Consider the following 17952-nt stretch of genomic DNA (forward strand, 5'->3'; position numbering starts at 1 on the left):
TTTAAAATTTTGCTGTAAGACGCGGCGTTAAAATTTCATTACCGCTCGCGGCGGACGGTAGCGGGTCTTTTAAAATTTTAAATTTTAAAGCGGCTTGCATTGAAATTTTAAAATTTAAAAGCAACCTGTTTCGTTATCATTGCTCGTCCGCTTAAGAAGCGAGCGGGATTCTATTTCGGCGGGGATTAAACACAGCGCGCAAAAAACGGGTGTGGCATCAAAATTTTAAAAGATGACGCGAAAATAGAGGCGGAGATAAAATGCAAAAAATGGCTTGGGAATTTGGCGAGCTTGAAAAGGTCGCGACGGACGAGGGCTTTATTTGGTATGCGGAGCTGAAGCTAAAAAGCGAAAGCTTCGGTGAGGTGCCGTTTTGCCTCGTGTCTGCAGACACGGCGGATGTGGACGATGAGACGATTTCGCTTGCTCGGCGGATCGCCCGAGACATCGATCGGTACGCAAAAGACGCTCTTGCCTTCCTGCGAGACGAGCTTAGGCGCGAGTATCGTTTGAGCGAGGATGAGCTTAGGCTGCTTGACGTGCCCGTTTGCGATCTGCCGTTTGAGCTTCCGCAATGCACGTTTTACGCGCGCGATACGCAGTGGCTGCTGAGATTTGCCGAGGGCGCGCTTGATATTTGCGAGCCTTTCGGCATCGGGGTGATTTTTGAGGGCGAAAGACCGCTGCGCGTGGAAAATTTAGAGTTTTGCGGGGAGGATTAATCGCGGATAAAATTTTAAATTGAGGCGATTTTAAAATTTACGCAGCGCGTAAATCGGCGCATTATGGCGCGCTCCCGCGGATAAATTTAATCGCGGCTCGTTGTCGTTTTGAAATTTTGCGGCGCACTGCAGCGTCTAAATTTCATTTCCCGCGCCGTGTCGCGCAAATCCCTCGTTCGTGCCCTCAAAGCGAGCGTTTATGACGGCGGCGCGAATGTAGGTGCGGGCAGGCTTGGAATTCTACGTAAAATTTTGAAAGTATCCGCGCACAACGGCGCGTAAAAAGCGCGAAAATTCGGCGTCTAGGCGCATGCCCGCTCATAGCTGCTACGGATTGAGCGAGCGAAGCGACAGAATTTAAACGCAGGGCGCGCGCGGGAAAAAGTCGAAGATGGGTGCAGAGAGATGCAAAAAAGCGAGAAAAAAGCGTAAAGGCGCGCGGCGGTATAGAGTGGGGTAGTGCGGGCTGCCGCAAATCAGGCTCGCAAATTGTGGATCGAAAGCGAGCTGAAACAAAAAGCTCGGTGCGCAAATTTCTTGTATAAATTTGCGGATAAGAAAGCTAGCGAGAGCAAAAAGTTCGGTGCGTAGATTTACGGATCGGGCGTCTAGGAAAGGACGGGACGCGCGCCGCGAATTTAGCGATTTGGCGCGTAGAACGCGAATCAAAAAGCGCCGTAAGCAAAGAGGCGCGCAGCGAAATTTTGCGCTCCTTGAAATTTTATGAAATTTTGCCGCAAAATTTACGCTTTTTAAAATTCTATAAAATTCTGCTTGCAGAGCTTGCCCGTGAAATTTTTAAAGCTCTTGGCGGTCTGTTTTGAAATTTATAAAGCAGATCGCCGCGCAGGCGCCGCGTAGAATTTGAGATCAAAGCAAGCTGAAAGTAGAAATTTTAAGCGCGAGTAAATCGGGCTCGCAAATTGCGGATCGGACGTCCGGCGCGGCAGGGGCGCGGAGTGTAAATTTAGCGAGAAAAATCGATGTATAAATTTCGCGCGCAAATCATCTTAAATTTAACGAGTAAATTTTAAAACCGCTCTCGCAGCAATCCGCCTCAAACTATCTAAAATTTAATGAGTAAATTTTAAAACTCGCCGTCTCGCATCACGCCCAAATTTACGCTCTGCCTCGCAGCATTTAACGCGTAGATCGCGCAAATTTAATGTTCTGCCTGACGGCATTTGGCGCGCAAATTTCGTTCTGTATTACGCGCGCAAATTTAATGCTCCGCCAGGTGGAATTTCACGCGCAAATTTCACGACAAAATTTCACGGCACCTTTAAGCCTTGTGATTTACAGCTTCCTAAGTTTTGCGATCTCATCGCGCAGTGCGGCGGCCTTTTCAAACTCCAGCGCCGCCGCGGCGTCGAGCATCTGCTTGCGAAGCTCCTTTACGATCTTGGCGCGCTCGGCGGCAGGCATCTTCTCTAAATTGGCACCCTTTCTTAAAATTTCGGTGCCGTCCTCGATCTTTAGGCTCTCCTCGATATTGCGGCTCGCAGAATGCGGGGTTATGCCGTGGGCGCGGTTGTATTCATCTTGAAATTTGCGGCGCTTTTGGGTGATGTCGATCGCCTCTTGCATCGAAGCGGTGATCTTTTTGCAAAACATCACGACCTGCCCGTTCACGTTTCGCGCGGCTCGCCCCATCGTCTGAATAAGGCTCGTGCGCGAGCGCAAAAAGCCCTCTTTATCGGCATCCATGATCGCGATAAGGCTTACTTCGGGCAGATCGAGCCCCTCGCGGAGCAAATTTATACCGATTAGCATATCGTATTCGCCGCTGCGTAGGCCGCGGATGAGTTCGTTGCGCTCGATCGCATCTATATCCGAGTGCATATATTTGACCTTAAGCCCAAGCTCCAGATAGTATTTGCTCAGCTCCTCCGCCATCTTTTTGGTTAGCACGGTCACTAAGATTCGCTCGCCGCGTGCGATGACCTCCTTTGCCATATCGTGTAAAATTTCGACCTGGTTGTCGCTGTCTTTTAAGATAATCTGCGGATCAAGTAGCCCCGTCGGGCGCAGTATCTGCTCATATACGGCTCCGCGGCTAAGACCAAGCTCGTAATCATTTGGCGTTGCGGAGACGAATAGAAATTTAGCCTTTTTATTGATAAACTCATCAAACATTAGCGGACGGTTATCAAGTGCGCTAGGCAGGCGGAAGCCGTACTGCACGAGCGTTTCTTTGCGGCTGCGATCTCCTGCGAACATCCCGCGAAACTGCGGCAGACTTACGTGGCTTTCATCGACGATGACGAGATAGTCCTTGCCCTTGCTCTCGTAGTAATCAAAGAGCGAATAGGGCGTCTCGCCCGGCTTTTGACCGGTCAGATAGCGCGCGTAGTTTTCGATCCCCTTGCACATCCCCGTAGCACCCAGCATCTCAAGGTCAAACTCCACTCGCCCTTTCAGTCGCTGCGCCTCGACGAGCTTGCCCGCGTCCTCGAAAAATTTTAACCTCTGCTCAAGCTCCTCCTCGATCCCTTTGATCGTTGATTTCAGGCGCTGCTCGCCTACGATGAACTGGCTCGTCGGGTAGAGAATAAATTTTTTGACGCTTTGCGTCTTTTTATTTTCGAGCACGTCCAGATGATACATCGCCTCTATCTCGTCGCCGAAAAACTCGACCCTAAATGCCTCGTCGTTAAAATACGCGGGGTAGATGTCGATCACGTCGCCGTTTACGCGAAAATTCCCGCGATCAAAAAAATCGTCGTTGCGTTTGTAACCCATATCGACGAGCTTGCGAAGCAAAAATTTAGTGCTAAATTTTGATCCGATCTCAAAAAACAGCACCATGCCTTTGTATTCGGCGGGATCGCCCAGGCCGTAGTTTGCCGAAACCGACGCTACTGTGATGACGTCATCGAAGCTTAGCAGGCTTGCAGTGGCGCTTAGCCGCAAGCGCTCGAGCTCTTGATTTACGTCGCTGTCCTTTTCGATGAAAAGATCCTGCCTGGGGATGTAGGCCTCGGGCTGATAATAATCGTAGTAGCTGATGAAATACTCGACGTGATTTTGCGGGAAAAAGCCTTTAAATTCGCTATAAAGCTGCGCCGCGAGGGATTTATTATGCGTCATTACGAGCGCCGGAATTCCAAGCCTCTTAATAATATTTGCCATAGTAAAAGTTTTACCCGAGCCGGTAACTCCGAGAAGGGTTTGGTATTTATTGCCGCTTTGAAAGCCCGCGACGATGCCTTCGATCGCTTTTTCTTGATCCTCGCTCGGGGAGAATTTGCTCTCGATTTTAAAATTTTGCAAAATTTTTCCTTTTTTAAAGCCAAAATTGGGTAATATTTTCATTTAAATTATATCAGAAAAGGCGAAATAATGGAATCAATCTTTGACGAAGAGAAAAAGGTCGAGGGCTTAAGCAATAAAGTAGCTGAGCTGATTAGACGCTATAGCGAAGCTAGAGACGAGAACGAAAAGCTACGCACCGAGCTAGCGACGGTCAAGGCGCAAAACGAGGCTTTGGGAATGCAGCTTGGCACGCTTGAAAACGATCTGGCATATCGCAAGATGAGCGATGAGGATCTAAGCAAGCAGATCGACGATATTTTGGCAGGCGATAATTTAGGCGAGAAATGAAAGAAATTTCCGTTCAGCTGACGAGTAAGTCTTTGACGAAAAAATACGCGATAAACCTGGATGATGACTTTGCGAAGGTCTTCGGTAGGGATTGGCGGATTTTAACTCGTGGCAGCGATCATCTGGATGCGGGCGAACTACTTGAAGCCTATATCCAAAAAAGCTATGAAAATTTCATGCTTAATAAAAAAATAGATGCCTTGGTAAAGGACATCGACGAAGGAGTAAAATGATGAAAATGAGAAAAGGTGCGGCAGTAGGCGGCGGCGTGAGCGGGATAATATTTTTAGCTATTATAATCTTCGTGATAGTAAAAATAATATATCCTAAATTAAGCGGTGCTAAGGATGAGGTTTTAGTAAAAGCCTACGCAGTCGAGCTTGAAGGTGTATTTAAGGATATACAAAGAGATTACCTCAATCAAGGTGGATTTAGAATGCTTAAAAGTATGACGGGCTCCAGACAGTTTAGCGATAGCGATCTAGAAAAAACCGTCACTTTAAATCAATCCTTTGATTACGGCGTAGGACCGAAACTCAAAAACGATATGATCTTTTGCGCGACGATCACCTTGCGTCAAGATAGTGATGGATATTTTTTCGAGACCTCAAACATCAACCGCAACAGGGAGCGCTGCGAAGCATTTCATAAAGATACGACTTATATGAAGCTAAATGGCTTTAGGATAGGCAAATAATTTTTAAAATTTAATCGCGCTACTGCTATGGATTCGTAAAGCATCCGTGCAGCATGAGCGCGATAGTGCTAGTGAAGTGCGTAGCCGTGCGTCGGCTCGCACCTCGTGCCAAAAACATGCTAATATTTCAAGAATTCATCTTTATAGGTATTTTTTAAAATTTAGCTTTAAAATCGGTATTTTTGCATTTATATATTGACAGCTTATCGGCTAAAATTAATCATATTTTAGTTTATAATTCATAGCGGTCGTGATTTATGCTATTGCGGTTAAATTTATGAAATGTGTGCTTTGAAGCTATGCCCCTCGCGTGACAGCGATGAGAGCTGTGGCTGGATCTGCGAAAAGCGCCTCATAAAACAAGCGTATTAAAGCAAAATATCAAGATCATCTTAAATTTATGAAATTTGCACCCCGAAGACGCGCGGAATTTTATCGGCGCGGGCTTGGGCGTGAGTTTTAAAATTTTCATATAATTTTTATCAGAGATTCTCAATTGCCGATTTAATCCAACTGCGTAAATAATCTAGCTGCTGCGGCGTATGGAACCAATGCTCGCCGTTTTTCATAACGCTTAAGTCGCAGTCGAACTTCTGCGCAAAATTTCTAACGATACAAAGAGGCGTCATATCGTCGTTTTCTGCGTATAGAATTCGGCTCGGCGTTTCCCACTTAGTGATCGGATTGTTCAAAACAAAACTCCAATATTCCCAAAAAAGCGGTTGCCAGACAGGGGTCAAAATCATCCGCTCTTGCTTCAATCGCTCCTCGCTAACGCCAGCCTTACGCATAATATTTGAAATAACGTATTTCATATCAAGTATCGGCGAGACGAAGAGGCAGTCGCTAAGCTTTTCGTCGCGGAAGCTTTGCAGGCCGAGCCATGCCCCTAGGCTAACGGCAAACAGCGCGACCTCGTCCCAGCGCTTCTTTACATACGATAAAATTTCACGAAATTCCAAAATAGTGCGCCTCGGATCGCAAGAAGCGGGCTCGTGCCGCCTCTGTCCGTGCCCGGGCAGGTCAAAGCTAATTACCTGCCGGCCTTGCTTGCAAACGACGGAAGCCAAAAGCTCCGCATCCTCCTTGCTTCCGCCTTGCCCGTGAGCGTAGATATAAACCTTTTCCGAGCGACTCCCCCAAACGGCGGCGGGAATGCCGCGTATCTCAATCGCGCTCTTTTGCATTTTTCGTTCCTTTAAATTTTTGCGTCGATACCCGCATTTTGCGGCAATGCTACAAGCAAAACCATAAATATTGCCAAAAATTTAATAGCATGCCCTTATAGACTGCCTGCGATTAGCGATAAATTTTAAAATTTTACGCGCGAGCTGTACCTGCCGCTTTGTTTTAAAATTTAGCCGCATGAAATTTCAGGCGGCATAATTTTGATTCTTGCAGTGCAATTAAATTTTTATGTCTTAGAATTTTGCAAGTTGCGAAATTTAAAATTTAAGGCCACGCAAATTTTATCGCGACTCGTGCAAAATTTTAAAATTTTACGTCCGCTTTATTTGCAGGCTATGTGAATAAATACCGCTTAAATTTTAAATTTCAAGCGGGCTCACGCCTCAGAAGTTAAAATTTGCACTAATTCCATAAGCCCCGATCAAGATACGGTTTTTAAAATTTCGGTGCTTATTAGCGCCCGCAATCGCGCTGTGTTCGCTGCAATCGCGCCCAAAAAAGCTTAAAAAATCAATCCTGCGGCGCCGAGCTTGACCCCTAAAGAGATAACTATCAAAACCCCAAGCCCCGCGAAAAAGCCCGCCAGCACGTCATCCAGCATCACGCCGAGCCCGCCTGGTACGTCGCGATCCACGCGCCCGATGATCGAGGGCTTGCGGATGTCAAACGCCCTGAAAAACAGCAGCGCCAAAATCATCGCGACGATCGATATCCTGCTACTCTCAAAGCCCGCGATCAGCTCCGGCAGCGGCAGCGAAAAGATCTCGCCCACGGGCGCAGCGACGCACATCGCGATCCACACCCCCACGACTTCATCGATGACGATCTCGCTGTTATCGTGCGCGCCTACCCGCCTTTCGTAATCGCTTACGATCTTAAGCGAGACGAAAAAAACGAGGCCGGCGCACAAAAACAGCGTCACCTCGCCCGCGAGCATCAAGACCACCAGCCCCACTATCCAGCCTGCGATGCTGCCCCAAGTGCCGGGCGCGGGCTTTAGTAGCCCCGCGCCGAAAAATGTAACGAAAATTTTATCCATAATTGTCCTTTTAAATTTTGCTTTTTAAAATTTTACCGCTTATTTTAATTAGAGCATTCGCTCACGCACAGAAATTTTAAATTTCGTTCGCGCGTGCGAGGAAATTTTAAATTTTGTTCGTGCATATAGAATTTAAATTTCGCCCGCCTACACGAAATCAGTTCTACTCGCTCGCTAATGTAGGAATTTTAAATTTCTACTCATTTGCGTAAAAATTTTAAAATTTTGCTCGCCTGCGTGGAGTTTTCAAACCCGTCCGCAAACGCACGGCATTTTGCGTGGGCGAGCAGTCGTTGCGCTGCATCCGAGTTTTGCGCTGTAACTCGCAGCGACCGCCTAATTTTAAAATTTTAAGCTCGCTTGTCGCAAGCTTAAAATTTAGATCCGCCGCACTTCTAATTTATACATCCATCACGCCTTAAAATTTTAAATCCGCTTCGCCGCAAAATTTACTGCGCCGTTATAAATTTGCTACGAAGCCAAGACTTTAAAATTTAAAGCTCGTTTTATCGTACCGCTGCTAATGCTCTAAAAATTTAGCTTCGTTGTACCGCAAAATTTTACGCCAAATCTGCGTCCGCCGCTCTTTATGCTATAAAATTCCGCACAGTCCTTTCTTTCCGCACTATGAAATTTTACTTTACGTCTAGCCGCCGTAAATTCTAACACCACGAAATTTTACTCTCGCCTAGATGCCGCAAATTCCACGTCATTTTTGCGTTGCGCCCTCGAGAGCTACGTCTTTAGCGCGCTGGTTTGATACAGCTGCATCAGCTGCTCGTAAAACTCGCTCTCGCCGTGGCTCTGCAAGATCCCGCTGTTTGGAAAAAGCTCGTCGTAGAGCTTTTGCAGATCCGAAAATCGCGCGGGGAAAAGCTCGCTTAAAATCATCGCCGAGATCTCTTTACGCATAAAAATCGCGGGCGGCAAGATCCCCGCGCGCAGCAGTGCCTTGAGATTTTGCGTACGGTAATGCACGTGATGATGAGCGCCGTGAGGGCAGTTTTTGGTGCTTACTAGCACCTTGCACTTCTCGCAATAGACGTATTCGGGCATCAGCAAAATCTCGATTTCGCCGCGCTTTTGATACTCGTCCAGCACCGAATGCACGCCGCCTCCTTCGAAAAATAGCTCCATATTTGCGTGATTTTGCCCAAAAATTATTTTGTTTATACCTAAATTTTTTGCGATCGCGCACTGTAGGGCGGGCTTGTCGTCAAAAATCGCAAGCGAGCCCAGATCGATCATCATGGCGCGTTGTGCGACCAAAAAATTCTGCAGCAAATAGCTTAGCGTTTTTTTGCGTAGCTCGTAGGGCAGGGCATCCGCGCTGCTCGTGCCGGTCAAAAAAATCACCACGAAATCCGCCTTGTCGATCATGTGCCTAATCAGCCGCTCATGCACGCGGTGGATCGGATCGGCGCAGGTAAAAAACGCTGAAATTTTAGGCGCGGCAAGCGAGCTTGCGACTTTTTTTATGCGCGCGATTTGCTCTGCAAGACCATTTTTTAGCAGCGTGATGCGCCCCTGCACCGCAGTTTGCTCTGCGTATGCGTTTTGAAACACCGAGTCTGCGACCTCGCTTGCGCTTGGGGCATAAACGTCGCTAACGTCTATGCGCGCTACAAGCTCGCAAGAAGCGGGATTTTTGATGAAATTTTCAGTGGAATTTGAAATAAAATTTCTCGCCGAATTTGCTACGGATTTTGCATCTGCGCTACAAACGCGATTTATCGCAGAATTTTCGGCAATGCTCCGCGCGGAATTTACCGCAGAATTTTCACTAGAGCTTTTCGCCAAATCCAAAGTGGCGTTTTTCGCAGATTTTGTATCTGCGCTGCAAGTAAAAGTTTGATCATAGCTCGCAGTAAGGCTTTCTATATGGTCTAAGCCCTCGCTTGTGGCGTTTATAGCGCTTTGCGCACTTGCAGTGCGCGCAAAATCCGTGCCGCTTTTCGCAAAGCTCTGCTCGTTTTGCGCCGCGGCAGAAACTCCATCCTGCAAGTTGCGCGATTCTTTAGCTAGCAAATACGCGCCGCTCTCGCCGCTAAGCGAATTTTTGGCGCGTTCGGCTATGCCGTCCTTGCGGAGATAAAGCTCCAAAATATCGCCCTTTTTTGCGTCCGCGCAGGAAAAAACGAAATTTATGCCGCATACGCTTAGCTTGCTTGGGCGCAGTAGCTCGCAGCTCTTGCCGAAAGCGCCGTTTGCGAGCAGGCTCAAGACGTTTAGGTCGGAGCGCGAGATCACTATCTTGCGGATTTGCGTTGCGCTATTATTTGCGCTTTTGCTCTCGCTTCCGGCTTGCTCTGCTTTTAAATTTCTTGCCGCGCCCTTAGCTCGCGCCTCGTCTTTTCTGGCATTGCTCGTCTTTGACATTTTTAAATTCCGCATCGTTTTTAAATTTTGCTTTGCCTTTAAATTTAGCGCCGCATCGCTCGAAGCTTTTGTAGCGTTTAGGGTTTTTGTGCCGCTTGAAATCCCTTCGCTTTCAAGCGGTTTTATTTCGTTTAAATTGCCGGTATCGCGTGAAATTTCTGTCCCGTCTGCGATCCATGTCGAGCGCGCGTGGCTATTTTTTTCTTGCGATGCCATATTTTTTCCTTTTCTCCCAAAGCGATTTTCGAGAAATCCCAAGTGCCGCCGCCAGATCGGAGTCGAAATACTCGTCTTGGTGCGCTACGATCGTGAGCTTTACGTATTCTTCGATGCTTAAAATTTCACTGCGTTCTTTGCTGCTGCCAAGCGTAATTTCGTCGTTAAAGCCCTTTTGCGCGCCGATAGATCCGGCGATTACGCGCATGGATTTGGTTTTGCTTAGAAATTTTTCCTTCTGTGCGCCGCTTAGGCTATCAAAATCTGGTGCGTAAAAAATCTCCGCGCCGCGTTCTAGCAGCTCAGGGCTTTGCGCGGATAGAATTTTAAGGCGCGATTTTAGCGCGAGTGCGATCTTAAATACCGCCGCAGCCCGCGCTGCCGCATCGCCGCGCAAAAGAAGCGGAAATTTTATCTGCGCTAAACGCGTGTGCGGTATTTCGCACGAAAGGGAGGCCTCTTTAAGCAGCGCCTCGTAGGCTTCGTTTTGTGATTTTAGCGAGCGAAACTGCGCGTAATGCTCGATCTTTTTGATGAGCTCCTCTATCATAAATGGCTTTTGGATATAGTCTGTCGCGCCCGCTTTTACGGGGTTTAGCACCGTTTCGCTATCGACGTAGGCGACCATCAAAATTATGATCGAGCGCTTAAATTTTTCGATCAGCGGATAAAAGCTCGCGCCGCTCCAGCTCGTAGAGAGCAGCACCGCCTCAAACTCCTCCGCAAGGCCTGCTGCGGTCGCCAAACTCGCCGCGTTAGTGCATTCATGCCCCAGCGCGCCCAGCTTGTTTGCGATGCTTTGAGCAAGATAGCTTTCGCTCTCGATTATTAAAATTTTCATACGTCCTGCGCCTTTGCTGCGTGCTTTTGCCAGTCGTAAAATTTTAAATTTACCGCAGCCTGCGCGGCGATGCCTTCGCTTCTGCCCGTAAATCCCAGCCCTTCGGTCGTGGTCGCTTTGACATTGACGCGCGCGCAGTTTAAAATTTCGCTTAAAACCTCTTGTATCTGCGCTTTGTAAGCGCCGATCTTCGGGCGTTGCGCGATGATCGTAATATCGGCATTTACGAGTTCATAGCCGTAGCCCCTAACGCGCCGCATTACCTTTCGTAACAGCTCCTTGCTATCCGCGCCTTCAAGCTTAGCGTCGCTATCTGGAAAGAGCTCGCCGATGTCTCCCAGCATCGCTGCGCCGCAAATAGCGTCGATTAGGGCGTGGATCGCTACGTCGCCGTCGCTGTGCGCGATCAGTGCGAATTCGCACGGGATCTGTACGCCGCCGAGCACGATGCCCGCGCCTTTTTCAAGCGCATGCACGTCGTAACCCGTACCGCAAAAGATATCGCGCGAGCAGGGTTTTAAATTTAGCGCCGCCAGATCGCTTGCGCGCGTGATCTTAAGCGCGCCTGCTTCGCCTTTTATAAATTCCAACCGTCCGCCCGCGCTGCGGACCGCCGCGCTGTCGTCGGTAAAAATTTCGCTTCCCTCAAGCGCCTTTTTAAGTAGCGCCGTACGCGAAAGCTGCGGCGTTTGGATGAGGCGTAGCTCCTCCCTCTTAACTACGTCCTCGCCGAGGTAGGTCGTGTCATTTACGCCAAGATAGGGGCTGATGCAGTCCGCGCTGCCTAAATTTCGTATCAGCGAGGAGATTAGCCCTGGCGAAATTTGCGCGCGCGCCACGTCGCTTACGAGCACGAGCTCGCTCTCTACGAGCTTTAGCGCGTTTTTTAGCGAGCTTTGGCGATTTGCGCCGCCTGGGGCGAAGTGAAATTTTAAATTTGCAGGCCCGCATTCATCTGCGCCGCATCCGACTTGAGCTTTAAAATTTTCCGCACCCCGCGGCTTGCTTGCGTCGTTTAGATCATCTGCGCCGCATTCGATCCCGCCCTGCTTTCTTTGAAATTTATACTCGCTCGTGCCGCACTCTGCGCTTTTGCCGCGCGCCGAAGCCGAGCTGCACGCATAGAGGCGCTCGCAATAGCTCGCGTCCTCTTCGTTTACGGCGATTACGATCTTTTTAAATGGGTGCGCCCGCGCAATGCTCTGCGCGACGTATTGCCAAAGCGGCAGCTCGCCCACGCGCAGCCACTGCTTTTTGACGCTCAGCTCAAACCTGCTCGAATCGCCCGCGGCGAGCAAAATCAGCGATATATCTTTCAAATTTTATCCTTGAAATTTTGTTACGAAATTATACGTATTAAAAATGAAAGCAAAATTAATCGCGGCTTGCGCGCTAAAATATCTTAATCTTAGGCGTAAATTTATGCGGCGCGGCGGCGAAATTTCAGCCTGCGTTACGAAAATAAACGGCAAAAGAAAAGTAAGGATTAATGAAATTTGTTATATTATACGCGCATTTTTAAGAAGCGAGGCGAAAATGACCGAAAGCTGCGTATCACAGATCTATTTTGCAAAAAAAGGCGAGCTGACGCCACAGATGAGAGAGGTCGCGCAAAGCGAGCACATGGACGTGCGGGCCTTGTGCGACCTCATCGCGCAAGGAAGAGCGATCATCCCCGCAAACGTTAATCACAAAAGCCTAAAACCCATCGGCATCGGGCGCGCGCTGCGGTGCAAGATCAACGCCAACATCGGCTCCTCGGGCACGACGAGCGATATTGAGGGCGAGCTGGAAAAGCTTGAGGCCTGCTTAAAATACGGCGCCGATACGGTGATGGATCTAAGCACGGGCGGCGATTTGGACGAGATCCGCGCCGCGATAATCGAGCGCTCGCCCGTACCCATAGGCACGGTGCCGATCTATCAGATGATCCATGAGCTGGGCGATATTAAAAATTTAAAAACGAGCGCTATTCTTAGCACGATCGAGAAGCAGGCGCGGCAGGGGGTGGATTATTTCACGATCCATGCGGGTTTTAAGCTCGAGTTTATGCCGCTGCTGTCCCGTCGCAAGATGGGTATCGTAAGCAGAGGCGGCTCGCTGATAGCGTCGTGGATGATGAAATTTCACAAGCAAAACCCCTTCTACGAAGCGTTTGATGAAATTTGCGATATCTGCGCCGCCTACGACGTATCGCTATCTCTGGGCGACGGCTTGCGCCCCGGTTGCTTATACGATGCGACCGATAGGGCGCAGCTTAGCGAGCTTGAAATTTTAGGCGAGCTAGCCCTGCGCGCGAATGAAAAAAACGTGCAGGTGATGATCGAGGGGCCGGGGCATATCCCGTTTAACGAGATCGAGCTAAATATGCAGCTAGAGCGCAAGCTCTGCCGCGACGCGCCGTTTTACGTGCTGGGGCCGCTTCCGACCGACATCGGCGCGGGCTACGATCACATCAGCTCGGCTATCGGCGGGACGATGGCTGCGTATTGCGGCGCTAGCATGCTCTGCTACGTAACGCCGAAGGAGCATCTAGGCCTTCCCAATGCAAGCGACGTCAGAGAGGGCATCATCGCGCATAAAATCGCCGCTCATGCCGCGGACGTCGCGTTAGGCAAAGCGGACGCGATAGAGCGCGATCACGCGATGAGCGATGCGCGGTATGGTTTTGATTGGAACAGGCAGTTTGAGCTTAGCTTAGATCCTGCGCATGCGCGCGAGCTGCACGACGAGAGCCTGGGCGATGAAATTTACAAGGGCGCGGAGTTTTGCTCGATGTGCGGGCCGAAATTTTGCGCATATAAAATCAGTAGAAATTTAACCGAAAATAAGGAGAAGGAATGAGTAAAGACGAAGTCTTGAATTTGCTTAAAAGCGTGATCTATCCGGGCTTTTCTAAAAGCATCGTGGATTTTGGATTTGTAAAAGAGGTCGAGATCGGCGATAGAATTTTCGTAGGGATCGAAATCCCCAGCGCCAAGCCTGAGATCGCCGCAGAGCTCAGATCGGCGGCGCAAAAGGCGCTAGGGGCGGACGTGGAAATTTTAATCAAACAGCCCAAGATCGCCGAGGAAAAGAGCAACTCTCGCAGCGGCAAAAATATCGCGCCGCAGATCAAGCATTTCGTGATGATCAGCAGCGGCAAGGGCGGCGTAGGCAAGAGCACGACGACGCTAAATTTAGCCATCAGCACGGCAAAGCTCGGCAAGAGAGTGGGGATTTTGGATGCCGATATTTACGGGCCGAATTTGCCGCGAATGCTAGGAGAGGATAAGACGCAAGCAAGCGTCGTGGGGCAGAAGCTAAAGCCGATCTTAAGCCACGGCGTGGAGATGATGAGCATGGGCGTGCTGATGGAGGAGGGCGCGAGCCTCATCTGGCGCGGCTCGATGATAATGAAGGCGATCGAGCAGCTGCTAAAAGACGTGGCGTGGAGCGATCTGGACGTACTGTTTTTGGACATGCCTCCGGGTACGGGCGACGCGCAGCTTACCTTGGCTCAGAGCGTGCCGGTGACGGCGGGCGTGTGCGTTACGACGCCGCAGACGGTCGCGCTGGACGACAGCGCGCGCGGGCTTGATATGTTCGAAAAGCTCCACATCCCGATCGCAGGCCTTATCGAGAATATGAGCGGCTTCATCTGCCCCGATAACGGCAAGGAGTACGATATCTTCGGTCGCGGCGGCGCGCAAAAGCTGGCGCAGCGATACAACACCGAAGTAATCGGCGAGATCCCGATCGAGATCGCTATCCGCGAGGGCGGCGACAGCGGCAAGCCGGTGAGCTTCTATGCGCCCGATTCTTTGAGTGCGAAGCGCTACGAGCAGGCCGCGCGCAAGCTGTGGGAAAAGATCGAGAAGATCGACCGCGAGGAGCTGGCGGATAACTCCGCGATCCAGCCGGTGATGGACGGCAAGAGCGCCTGCTCGAATTAGGACTTTAGCGGGCGTAGCGTCAAATTTCGCGTGGAATTTCTCTTGAATTTTGCAGATTGAAATTCAACGCGGAATTTCATAGTTTGAAATTTCACGCCTAATTTCGCTGCAAATTTTATAATGCTCGCAAAATTTCGGTATACAAATCCGTCATAGAATTTTGCCCGTAAATTTAGCGGGTAAAATTTCACGCTGAATTTTATAGCTCGAAATTCTGCGTTAAAATTTCGCCACGAAATTTTGAAGTAATTTTACGGCGTCAGTAAAATTTTTGTGTATAGAATTTCGTGTAGAGTTTCGTAGCACGGGATTTCATACTAAATTTTAGAGCTTGAAATTCCGCTTTGATTTTGAGCAATTTTATAGCGCTCGCAAAATTTGGGCAGACGAAATTTCGTAGTTTGAAATTTCGAGCTACAATTTTACCCAAGCTTCGTTGTTTGAGGGTTCAGATAAAATTCTAAGCGCAGAATTTAACGGCGAAAATTAAATTCCAAACGCGCAATTCAACGAGGTAAAATTTGCCGTAGAATTCCGCCTTGGAGTTTTCAAATGTAAAATTTAAGTATAAAGCTTTGCCGCGGAATTTTAAAATGTGAAATTTTATCGCTAAAGCTCTGTTTTAAAATTTTAAGATGGGGCTTTAAAATATGAATTTTAGGCTTGAAATTTTATCGCGCCTAGCTTTTTAGTGGTAGTCGCAGCATTGCGCTAGTTTAAATTTTTATTTCGCCGGGCCTTATGGCGGTGGAGTTTATCTGCGAAAGCCTATGTAGAGTTTATTTGGGATGGAATTTTATCTGTAGTGATTGCGGAAGTAAATTTCTCGCGCAGCTGAAATTTAAGCAGTTGGAATTTTATTCGTATAGGCAGGAAGCTAAAGCGGCAAAATCCCTAAGCCTAGGGCTTTTAGGTTTAGGGATTTTACTTTTATACGAAATAAGAAAGGTCGGTAATGAGGTTTTTGATTATTTTGGTGCTTGCATTTGCGGCGTTCGCGCAAGAGAGCAATATGCAAAAATGGGCGAAAGAGATTACTGCGGATGCGCAGATCCCGCAGGATAAGTTTTTGGCGTTTTATCTGAATAAAGATGAGCCTAAGAAGGTGGTTTTCTCTGAAAATGTCGATCGCATCAGCGTCAATTACGAAGGAAATTCCTTTCATGAAATTCCATCTCCAAATCTTATGGCGTATTGGGTCGGCGAGTTTAATTTCGACGCAGATGTCGAAAAGATGGTGCTAGGAGATTACGGCTGGTCTACGCTGGTAATCGCCGTGGATGGCACGGACGTGCTAGGCGGAACATCTAGCAATCAAAAGCGCCCGCTTACGTATAAATTTAGCAAGGGCAAGCACAAGATCGAAGCGTGGTTTTTAAATGACGCGCATTCCAGCGAGCTTTTCGTGGATTTTAAAGATGTAGAGCCCTTTTATCGTCAAAAAGACGCCGTAGCCAAGATCCCTGCGGATAAGGACTACGACCTGTGGCTGGGCGCGATCTACGAAAGCGCGCAGATGAATAATCGCGTCAAGCTAAATTTAGCCAAATCCGATAAGCCCATCGTGCTGCTGCTTAGCTCATATCGCGCCGTGGAGTGGGAGATCTCAAATCCGCAAAAGAATGAAATTCTAGCCGTGTTAATTTACAATCCCATTAGTAGCGTCCGTGGTGTAAGCGGTGCGCTTTACGTCGAGGATTACAGATACACAGAGGCTGCGGATGGGCTTAAATGCGAGTGCATCTCCGGCAATGTCTTTCACTGCGACGGCAGCGAGATTTATGATATGAACGGGCGTGTAAACGGGATATTTGGCAGAGGCCTAGGGGCATTTGCCGGCAAGCACGCCGTAAATTCCTTAGATTTGCCGGGGCTTGTTATTACACCAAAAATTTTAGACGAAAGCAAAGCTCGCCTACTCTCGGTAGAAGCGGACCGCAAGAAATGCGAAAGCACGCCGATGGATGATGTGTTTAGGTAAGATGAAATTTAAAATTTGGAGGAAAAAATGAAAATTTTAAGAGTATTTTTACTGGCTTTTTGCGTATTTCTTGCTTGTGCAAACGCTAACGACACACAAAAATGGGCGAGTGAGATCACAGCGGGCAAGCAGATTCCGGCGGATAAGTTTTTGGCTTTTTACTTAAATAAAGACGATCCGAAAACCGTCGTTTTCTCAGAAACGGTCGAAAATATAAATTTAAATTTCGCTTACGACAAGTTCCACAAAATACCTTCCGAAAAATTTATCGCCTATTGGGTCGGGAATTTCGACTTCAAGCAGGATGTGCAACAGATGATTTTGGCGGATTTTAGTTGGGCGAATTTACGTATTGCGATAGACGGCGAGCAGATATACGACTCCGAAAATGCTAGAAACAAAGCCGTCGTACATAAATTTAGTAAAGGGCGCCACAAGATCGAGGTTTGGTTCGCCAACAATTGGCATACCACTAGCCTTTTGGTGGATTTTAAGGATGAGCCAAATTTTTATAAACAAAGCGAGGTAGCTGCTAAGCTAAAAGGTCAAAATTTCGATATATGGCTAGCTGCCATTTACGAAAGTGATGTGAATGATAATAAAGTAGTCGTCGCGCTAGAAAAATCGAAAAAGCCGCTTGTAGTGATGCTAAGTTCATATCGTGCCGTACGCTGGGAGGTGTCAAATCCGCATAATAATAAAATTATAGCCGTACTCGTTTTTAATCCGATAAGCAGTATAAATTTGAAAGAAAACGTTTATTTGGTGAATCGTGTATACGATGATAATACCAAAATAAGATGCGATTGTGTTGGCGGCGGATCGGACTTTCACTGCGATGGCGGAGATATAAGTAGCAAAAACGAGCTCATTAAAAAAGATTTTGGACAAAATTTAAGCGGTTTTAGCGGCTCTCACGACGCGATTATGATAAATTTGCCGAGTACTTTGGTGGATGAAAGCGTGTTTGCCAAGGACGCCGAGCTCAAAAAACAAATCGAAATCGATCGTGAAAAGTGCCTAAAAGGCGGTAAAATAAACGATATTTTTAATTAATTTTAGGAGTAAGAATGTCTAAAGAATTTAAAACGATAGAGGAGTTGAATGAGCTTATACAGGGCGTGCGAGCAGCCAAAGGCTACCGCGATCCGATCATGTGGGCGGTTGGGCGCGTGTTTAAGGGGCGTGCGGAGGGGCATAAAAGCTTAAGCGTGAATTACGCGCACGTAAATTTTAAAGATGGGCTAGTAAGCGCAGCAGTGCTAATCCATGCTCTAACCGAATGCGGCGAGGTCATGGATTTTAGCGGTAGTGAGTGCGTCCTTCCGCTAACGCACAAAGCCCTAAAAAA

At 48.2% G+C, this 17952-nt stretch carries 15 protein-coding genes; 9 read left to right on the plus strand and 6 right to left on the minus strand.

The features are described from left to right. Nucleotides 1-260: 260 nt before the first annotated feature. On the plus strand, nucleotides 261-722 hold the full coding sequence (locus Q0140_RS12485) for a hypothetical protein (protein WP_297965036.1): 462 nt from the start codon (nucleotides 261-263) through the stop codon (nucleotides 720-722). A gap of 1296 nt (nucleotides 723-2018) precedes the next feature. Here the strand turns inward: Q0140_RS12485 and uvrB are convergent. Then, on the minus strand, nucleotides 2019-3995 hold the full coding sequence (gene uvrB, locus Q0140_RS12490; protein WP_297965037.1) for an excinuclease ABC subunit UvrB: 1977 nt from the start codon (nucleotides 3993-3995) through the stop codon (nucleotides 2019-2021). A gap of 69 nt (nucleotides 3996-4064) precedes the next feature. Between uvrB and Q0140_RS12495 the strand changes: the two genes are divergently transcribed. Genes Q0140_RS12495 through Q0140_RS12505 form a run of 3 tightly spaced genes read left to right on the plus strand, consistent with a single transcriptional unit; the run spans nucleotide 4065 to nucleotide 5022 of the window. Further along, the gene (locus Q0140_RS12495) at nucleotides 4065-4325 is read left to right on the plus strand and encodes a hypothetical protein (protein ID WP_177388007.1); all 261 of its coding nucleotides are present in this window, start codon (nucleotides 4065-4067) and stop codon (nucleotides 4323-4325) included. Continuing rightward, complete coding sequence (locus tag Q0140_RS12500; RefSeq protein WP_297965038.1) at nucleotides 4322-4558, plus strand: hypothetical protein; 237 nt, start codon at nucleotides 4322-4324, stop codon at nucleotides 4556-4558. Before Q0140_RS12495 ends, Q0140_RS12500 begins: the two co-directional genes overlap by 4 nt. Then, nucleotides 4555-5022, plus strand: a complete 468-nt coding sequence (locus tag Q0140_RS12505; protein ID WP_297922228.1) for a hypothetical protein — start codon at nucleotides 4555-4557, stop codon at nucleotides 5020-5022. The genes Q0140_RS12500 and Q0140_RS12505 overlap by 4 nt, the downstream gene beginning before the upstream one ends. A 482-nt stretch (nucleotides 5023-5504) precedes the next feature. Here Q0140_RS12505 and Q0140_RS12510 read toward each other — a convergent pair whose 3' ends face one another. From Q0140_RS12510 to ispF, 5 genes are all read right to left on the minus strand, one after another. After that, nucleotides 5505-6209, minus strand: coding sequence for an alpha/beta hydrolase (locus tag Q0140_RS12510; RefSeq protein ID WP_297965039.1), 705 nt, complete (start codon nucleotides 6207-6209; stop codon nucleotides 5505-5507). A 503-nt stretch (nucleotides 6210-6712) separates the two neighbouring features. Further along, nucleotides 6713-7249 (minus strand): phosphatidylglycerophosphatase A, encoded by a 537-nt coding sequence (locus tag Q0140_RS12515; protein ID WP_297965040.1) that lies wholly within the window; start codon nucleotides 7247-7249, stop codon nucleotides 6713-6715. 735 nt (nucleotides 7250-7984) lie between these two features. Further along, on the minus strand, nucleotides 7985-9844 hold the full coding sequence (locus Q0140_RS12520) for a hypothetical protein (protein WP_297965042.1): 1860 nt from the start codon (nucleotides 9842-9844) through the stop codon (nucleotides 7985-7987). Next, nucleotides 9822-10685, minus strand: a complete 864-nt coding sequence (locus tag Q0140_RS12525) for a hypothetical protein (protein WP_297965044.1) — start codon at nucleotides 10683-10685, stop codon at nucleotides 9822-9824. Before Q0140_RS12525 ends, Q0140_RS12520 begins: the two co-directional genes overlap by 23 nt. Continuing rightward, complete coding sequence (ispF, locus tag Q0140_RS12530) at nucleotides 10682-12004, minus strand: 2-C-methyl-D-erythritol 2,4-cyclodiphosphate synthase (RefSeq protein WP_297965045.1); 1323 nt, start codon at nucleotides 12002-12004, stop codon at nucleotides 10682-10684. The genes Q0140_RS12525 and ispF overlap by 4 nt, the downstream gene beginning before the upstream one ends. A gap of 217 nt (nucleotides 12005-12221) precedes the next feature. Between ispF and thiC the strand changes: the two genes are divergently transcribed. The 5 genes from thiC to Q0140_RS12555 all read left to right on the plus strand — a co-directional run. Then, nucleotides 12222-13529 carry a phosphomethylpyrimidine synthase ThiC gene (gene thiC, locus Q0140_RS12535; protein WP_297965047.1) on the plus strand — a complete coding sequence of 436 codons (1308 nt, stop codon included), beginning with the start codon at nucleotides 12222-12224 and terminating at the stop codon, nucleotides 13527-13529. Beyond that, nucleotides 13526-14620, plus strand: coding sequence for an Mrp/NBP35 family ATP-binding protein (locus Q0140_RS12540; protein WP_297965049.1), 1095 nt, complete (start codon nucleotides 13526-13528; stop codon nucleotides 14618-14620). Before thiC ends, Q0140_RS12540 begins: the two co-directional genes overlap by 4 nt. Nucleotides 14621-15575: 955 nt before the next feature. Next, on the plus strand, nucleotides 15576-16601 hold the full coding sequence (locus Q0140_RS12545; protein WP_297901187.1) for a hypothetical protein: 1026 nt from the start codon (nucleotides 15576-15578) through the stop codon (nucleotides 16599-16601). A 27-nt stretch (nucleotides 16602-16628) separates the two neighbouring features. Beyond that, nucleotides 16629-17657 carry a hypothetical protein gene (locus Q0140_RS12550; protein ID WP_297901185.1) on the plus strand — a complete coding sequence of 343 codons (1029 nt, stop codon included), beginning with the start codon at nucleotides 16629-16631 and terminating at the stop codon, nucleotides 17655-17657. A 14-nt stretch (nucleotides 17658-17671) separates the two neighbouring features. Then, on the plus strand, nucleotides 17672-17952 hold a 281-nt coding region (locus tag Q0140_RS12555), incomplete at its 3' end, for a tetrahydrodipicolinate N-succinyltransferase N-terminal domain-containing protein (protein WP_297965051.1).

Origin of the sequence: uncultured Campylobacter sp., from assembly GCF_938045405.1 — a bacterium.
GTDB lineage: Bacteria > Campylobacterota > Campylobacteria > Campylobacterales > Campylobacteraceae > Campylobacter_B.